We start from the raw sequence: 5,651 nt of genomic DNA on the forward strand, positions 1-5,651 counted from the left end.
TCGTCGACGAAGGCGCGGCCGCTTCTGTCGATCTGCTCTTCATCGACCTTGACCGCTTCAAGGATATCAACGACTCGTTTGGCCACGCGGCGGGCGATGAAGTGCTGCGTGTCATCGGCGAGCGTCTTTCCGACATGTTTATCGAAGGCGCCCATGTTTCGCGCATCGGCGGTGACGAATTCGTAATTTTCCTCGTCGACGCCCCCGAGGGCGAGGCCGCGCGCGTCGCGCGCGACGTCATAATACGCATGCGCGAGGCAATTCAGACGCCGTGCGTGCGGGCCTCGGTGGGCGCGAGCATCGGCGTGGCGCGCTACCCCGTGTCAGCATCGAATGCGGGCGAGCTGCTGCGTAATGCGGACACCGCGATGTATCACGCGAAGCGCGCGGGCGGTTCGCATGTGTGGTCGTTTGGCAAGGAGGACGCGCAGCGCCTCTCGCATCGTCGGCGGCTGCGCGCGGATCTAAAGAGCGCGAGCGCCGCGCGACAGTTCGAACTGCACTACCAGCCACAACTGGACCTGCATAGTGGCCGCGTCTACGGAGCCGAGGCGCTTCTGCGATGGAACCATCCGCAACTGGGGCTGCTCACGCCGGCCGACTTCCTCGACGTGCTGCTTGAATCACCGGCCAACGAGGCGACGGGCGACTGGCTAATTCGCCTTGCGTTGCGCCAGGCGTCGAAATGGCAGGCGGCGAACCGCATGCCGTTCAAGGTCGCCGTCAATCTCTCGGCCACGACGATCCAGAACTGCGATCTCGCCGCACTGGTTTCTGAGGCGGCCGAGGCAGCCGGCGTATGCGCTTCCGCACTCGACATCGAGGTGACGGAGACGGTCGTCATGAGCGACTTCGCCGCCGCGTCGCGCGCGCTTTCGGCTGTACGAAGGCTCGGCGTGACCGTCTCGCTCGACGATTTCGGCACCGGCTACTCCAGCCTCGCATACCTCACACGGCTGCCTGTCGATCGCATCAAGATCGACAAGTCGTTCGTGCAGGAGCTCACTGTTAAGGAGACCTGTCACCGGGCACGCGCGATGGTCGAAGCGATGGTGGCGCTCGCGCGCGCGCTGGGCATGAGAACGGTCGCAGAAGGCATCGAGACCGAAACGCAATTCGTCCTCGTCAAAGAACTCGGTTGCGATGCTGTGCAGGGATATTTCATTGGCAAGCCGGGGTCGGCAGCGCGCATCGAACCTTACGCCGAGCCACGGTTCGGGCCGGCTGGAGCTTCGTCGTTGCACGACGCGGGAAGCGGATCGCGCTAGCGGTCAACACGCAGCCGCTCGGCGGCTTCGTTAGCGATGTCACTACAGCCTCCCGTTCGCAAGCAACAATGGAACGGCTGCCCGCGTTCTGTTCGCACAGGTACTCGAACAGCGACGACAGCGCGGCGAGCTTGCGCCGGATCGTGGCGCCCGACAGCGTCCGGTCCTCGAGCGTCTTGCGCCAGGCGAGCACGTGCGCGCGGGTGACCACGCGAAATTCGTCCGTAAGCGCTAAATAGAACACACCTATCATCGTCGGTGTTTAAGGGTGACGATTGCGTCCGCAACCTACATTGCGGACGCAAACCATGAACGACGACGAGTCTGATTTTCTGCCACTGCGGGTCATTCGAGAATCGCCACAGCGCGATCGCGAGGCGCCATGCTACTGGGACGATCGCGATGCGCCGCGCGCGGCGATTCGGCCCTGTGCCCTGCCTGCGCTCGTTGAACCGCTGCGTCAGTGCAATCTCAGACTGGTAACGGATCCAGCACCACGCCATCTCGATCGATAGCGCGCGCACGCGCCGGATGCCGTGCCTGCTAATCCCTTGGTCCACCTGGCCCTCGCCGCTGTCGTAGGGTTGCGGAACCAGCCCTACGCAGTCGCCGACTTCGCGCGTCAGGCTGGCAACGCGAAACTCGAAATCGCTTCACGCAACACGCCCACCTGATCCTTCAGAGAATGCGCGGCAGCGGCGGCCTGTTCGACCAGCGCCGCGTTCTGCTGCGTGACCTGATCCATTTCGCCGACCGCGCGATTGACCTGCTCGATGCCTGCGCTCTGTTCGCGCGACGCATTGCTGATCTCTTCGAGAATCTCATTCACACGCCGCACCGACTGCACTATTTCGCCCATCGTCGATCCGGCGTCGGCCACCAGCGATGCACCGGCTTCGACCGTATGCGTCGAGGTTTCGATCAACGCCTTGATCTCCTTCGCCGCCGTCGCCGAGCGCTGCGCGAGGCTGCGCACCTCCGCGGCGACGACTGCGAAGCCGCGTCCCTGTTCGCCCGCGCGCGCGGCTTCGACGGCCGCGTTGAGGGCGAGGATATTGGTCTGGAACGCAATGCCGTCGATCACGCCGATGATGTGGCCAATCTGTCGCGAGCTGCTCGTGATTTCGCTCATTGTGCGGACCACGTCGTCGACCACGCGGCTGCCGCGCGTGGCCACGCCGGCGGCTTGGCCAGCGAGGTGCGCGGCATGCAAGGCGCTCTCCGCGTTCTGCTTTACGTTGGCCGTCATCTGGTCCATGCTCGACGCCGTTTCGACGAGCGCGGCGGCCTGTTCCTCGGTGCGCTGCGACAGATCGGCGTTGCCTGCGGCGATTTCCGTCGCACCGATGTTGATGTTGTCGGCGCCCAGACGCACCCGCGAAACGGTCTCGACAAGACCGGCCTGCATGGTCCGCAGCGCGTGCAGCAGGCTGCCGCTGTCGTCCGGCCGAACCGGCACGCGGGTCGCGAGATTGCCGCGCGCCATCAGTTGCGCATGCTCCACCGCCATTTCAAGATCGCCGCCCAGCGAGCGGCGAATGTTGCGCAACACTAGCAGCATCACCACGGTGGCCATCGCGCCAAGCGTGACGGTGATGGCGAGCCAGCGCAGCAGATTGTCGTAGAACGAGTTTTGTACGTCGTCCATGTACATGCCGGTGACGAGGTACCAGTCCCAAGGCGCGAAGCGAATCGCAAAACTCGTCTTGGCGACGGGCTTATCGCTGCCGGGTTTCGCCCACAGATAGTCGACGAAGCCGCCGCCCTTGTGATTGCCGGCGTTGATGATGTCGACGAAGAGATGATTGCCTGCGGGGTCAGTGACTTGTGAGAGGTCCTTGCCGACCATCTCTTTCGCAAAAGGGTGCATCAACATTACAGACTGCGAGTTGTACACGGACACATAGCCGTCCTTGCCGTAACGCATTGCCGCCACCGTGTCGAGTGCCTGCTTTTTGGCTTCGTCTTCCCCAAGCGTATGTTGTTGTGCGAGCGTGTAGAAGCGGTTGACGATGTGGTTAGACTGGTCGATCAGCGCGGCGAGTTGATCCCGGCGATCCAGGATCATCGACGCACGGTTTTGCCATGCACCGAAGCCGCCGATCAGGATGAGGCCGGCCCAAAGGACCGTGATCATTGAGGCTAGTTTCCTGTTCAGAGTCATAGCAGTCTTTTTTACTCTCATTGGGGGCCGCTTTGCAGCGAGTGGCTTGGGTCACCGCGCCTATTTCAGGGAAGGCTCAGGTCTATTGCATCATTGCGAAGCGGGAGGCTGCTGGACTTGGCCTGGCGGATGGCCCCATCGAACGACGGACTCGTCCCATGTGTCGACGGTCGGCCGTTACCAGCCATACGCTGTTCCCATGGCGATATCGGAGCCACCGATCCTCGATCAATTTCGAGAACCACCGCGGCATCCTCTGTGTTGGCTTGGATGGCGGCGGCCCGTCTTGTCATTGCAGTTGAACCGCCCATTTCACCTGTCCTGATTCTCCACGATCGTTTCGACAACGATCAGTCGACGCTATCGGTAAATTCCGGTACCAGATCGAAGAGGTCGCCCACGAGCCCATAATCGGCGACGCTGAAAATCGGCGCCTCCAGATCCTTGTTGATGGCGACGATCACCTTGCTGTCCTTCATGCCCGCGAGATGCTGGATCGCGCCCGAGATACCTACTGCCACATACAGTTGCGGCGCGACGATCTTGCCGGTCTGGCCGACCTGATAGTCGTTCGGCACGAAGCCCGCGTCCACTGCCGCACGCGATGCACCCAGCGCCGCATTCAGCTTGTCAGCCAGCGGCTCGAGAACCTTCGTGTAGTTCTCGCCGTTGCCCAGGCCGCGCCCGCCCGAAACGATGATCTTCGCGGACGTCAGTTCAGGCCGATCCAGCTTCGTCACTTCACGGCTGACGAACTGCGAGATACCCGCGTCCGCGGCGGCTTCGATCTTCTCCACCGTCGCGCTGCCGCCTTCGGCTGCAACCGCGTCGAAGCCCGTCGTGCGTACGGTGATGACCTTGATCGGATCAGCCGACTGCACCGTGGCAATCGCGTTACCCGCGTAGATCGGGCGCTCGAACGTGTCCGCGGAATCGACCGCGGTGATATCGCTGATCTGCGCGACGTCGAGCTTCGCTGCAATACGCGGCGCGATATTCTTGCCGTAGGCGGTGGCCGGCGCGAAGATGTGCGAGTAGTGCTTCGCGATGTTCAGCACCGTTGCTTCGATGTTTTCAGCGAGCCCTGCGGCCAGTTGCGGCGCGTCGGCCAGCAACACTTTGGAAACACCGGCGATCTTCGCCGCCGCATCCGCTGCAGCCTGCGCATTCTGACCTGCGACCAGCACATGAATATCGCCGCCGACTTTCTGCGCGGCTGCAATCGTATGCAGCGTCGCGGCCTTGATCGACGCGTTGTCGTGTTCTGCTATTACAAGATTCACAAGATTCGTCATTTCATTCGTCTCCGTGTGCCGCTCACAGCACCTTGGCTTCGGTCTTCAGCTTCTCGACCAGCGTCTTCACATCCGGCACCTTCACACCGGCGGAGCGCTTGGGCGGCTCGACAACCTTCAGCGTTTTCAGACGCGGCGTGACATCGACGCCCAGGTCTTCAGGCTTGATCGTTTCGAGCGGCTTTTTCTTCGCCTTCATGATGTTCGGCAGCGTCACGTAGCGCGGCTCGTTCAGGCGCAGGTCGGTGGTGACCACGGCGGGCAGCGTGAGCGACAGCGTCTCGGCACCGCCATCCACTTCGCGCGAAACCGTTGCCTTGCCATCGGCTACGACAACCTTCGACGCGAACGTTGCCTGCGGCAGGCCAGCGAGTGCGGCAAGCATCTGACCGGTCTGGTTCGAATCGTCGTCGATGGCCTGCTTGCCGAGAATCACCAGTTGCGGCTGCTCCTTGTCGACCAGCGCCTTGAGCAGCTTGGCGACCGCCAGCGGCTGCAATTCTTCCGCCGACTCGATCAGGATCGCGCGGTCCGCGCCGATGGCGAGCGCCGTGCGCAGCGTTTCCTGCGATTGTGTGACACCGGCCGACACCGCGATCACCTCGGTCGCCACGCCTGCTTCTTTCAGACGCACCGCTTCTTCAACCGCGATTTCGTCGAACGGATTCATCGACATCTTCACGTTGGCAATGTCGACGCCCGTGCCGTCCGACTTGACTCGGACCTTCACGTTGAAATCGACCACTCTCTTGACTGGCACCAATACTTTCACATCGTCTCCTAAAACCCAGCCCTTTCAAGGTCTTTGTGCGTCAAACCTGGTAACCTGGCGGCCTGTTCAAGGACGGCGGGTACGAAGGAATGTTTGACGAGGTGATGAAGCGTTTCGAGCAGCAGGCACCAGTATGCGTAATGGCACGCCTG

5 protein-coding genes and 1 pseudogene are annotated in these 5,651 nt (G+C 62.2%); 1 reads left to right on the top strand and 5 read right to left on the bottom strand.

Annotated features, from left to right (window positions below):
- A partial coding sequence (locus VF497_RS12600) for a bifunctional diguanylate cyclase/phosphodiesterase (protein ID WP_330889221.1) occupies positions 1 to 1,268 on the top strand: 1,268 nt, incomplete at its 5' end.
- On the opposite strand, the gene VF497_RS18535 is transcribed toward VF497_RS12600, so the two are convergent.
- The 5 genes and pseudogenes from VF497_RS18535 to VF497_RS12615 form a co-directional block, all read right to left on the bottom strand.
- On the bottom strand, positions 1,162 to 1,521 hold the full coding sequence (locus VF497_RS18535) for a site-specific integrase (RefSeq protein WP_414706896.1): 360 nt from the start codon (positions 1,519 to 1,521) through the stop codon (positions 1,162 to 1,164). The two genes, VF497_RS12600 and VF497_RS18535, sit on opposite strands and share 107 nt — an antisense overlap.
- Before the next feature lie 226 nt (positions 1,522 to 1,747).
- Positions 1,748 to 1,894 (bottom strand): annotated as a pseudogene (locus VF497_RS18540) (transposase); the annotation flags it as partial.
- Entirely contained in the window at positions 1,891 to 3,405 is a 1,515-nt protein-coding gene (locus VF497_RS12605) for a methyl-accepting chemotaxis protein (RefSeq protein WP_330889223.1), read from the bottom strand. The pseudogene VF497_RS18540 and the gene VF497_RS12605, both read right to left, overlap by 4 nt.
- Positions 3,406 to 3,782: 377 nt before the next feature.
- A complete protein-coding gene (locus tag VF497_RS12610; protein ID WP_330889225.1) occupies positions 3,783 to 4,727 on the bottom strand; it encodes an electron transfer flavoprotein subunit alpha/FixB family protein in 945 nt (314 codons plus the stop codon).
- 22 nt (positions 4,728 to 4,749) lie between these two features.
- Positions 4,750 to 5,499, bottom strand: coding sequence for an electron transfer flavoprotein subunit beta/FixA family protein (locus VF497_RS12615; protein ID WP_330889227.1), 750 nt, complete (start codon positions 5,497 to 5,499; stop codon positions 4,750 to 4,752).
- Between the last annotated feature and the right edge of the window lie 152 nt (positions 5,500 to 5,651).

The organism is Rudaea sp. (genome assembly GCF_036383415.1).
Taxonomy (GTDB): Bacteria; Pseudomonadota; Gammaproteobacteria; order Xanthomonadales; family Rhodanobacteraceae; genus Rudaea.

What these genes read in the sequence shown, in the direction of transcription:
- VF497_RS18535 (WP_414706896.1), bottom strand. Translation starts at nt 1,521, where the DNA reads ATGATAGGTGTGTTCTATTTAGCGCTTACGGACGAATTTCGCGTGGTC.
- VF497_RS12605 (WP_330889223.1), bottom strand. Translation starts at nt 3,405, where the DNA reads ATGATCACGGTCCTTTGGGCCGGCCTCATCCTGATCGGCGGCTTCGGT.
- VF497_RS12610 (WP_330889225.1), bottom strand. Translation starts at nt 4,727, where the DNA reads ATGACGAATCTTGTGAATCTTGTAATAGCAGAACACGACAACGCGTCG.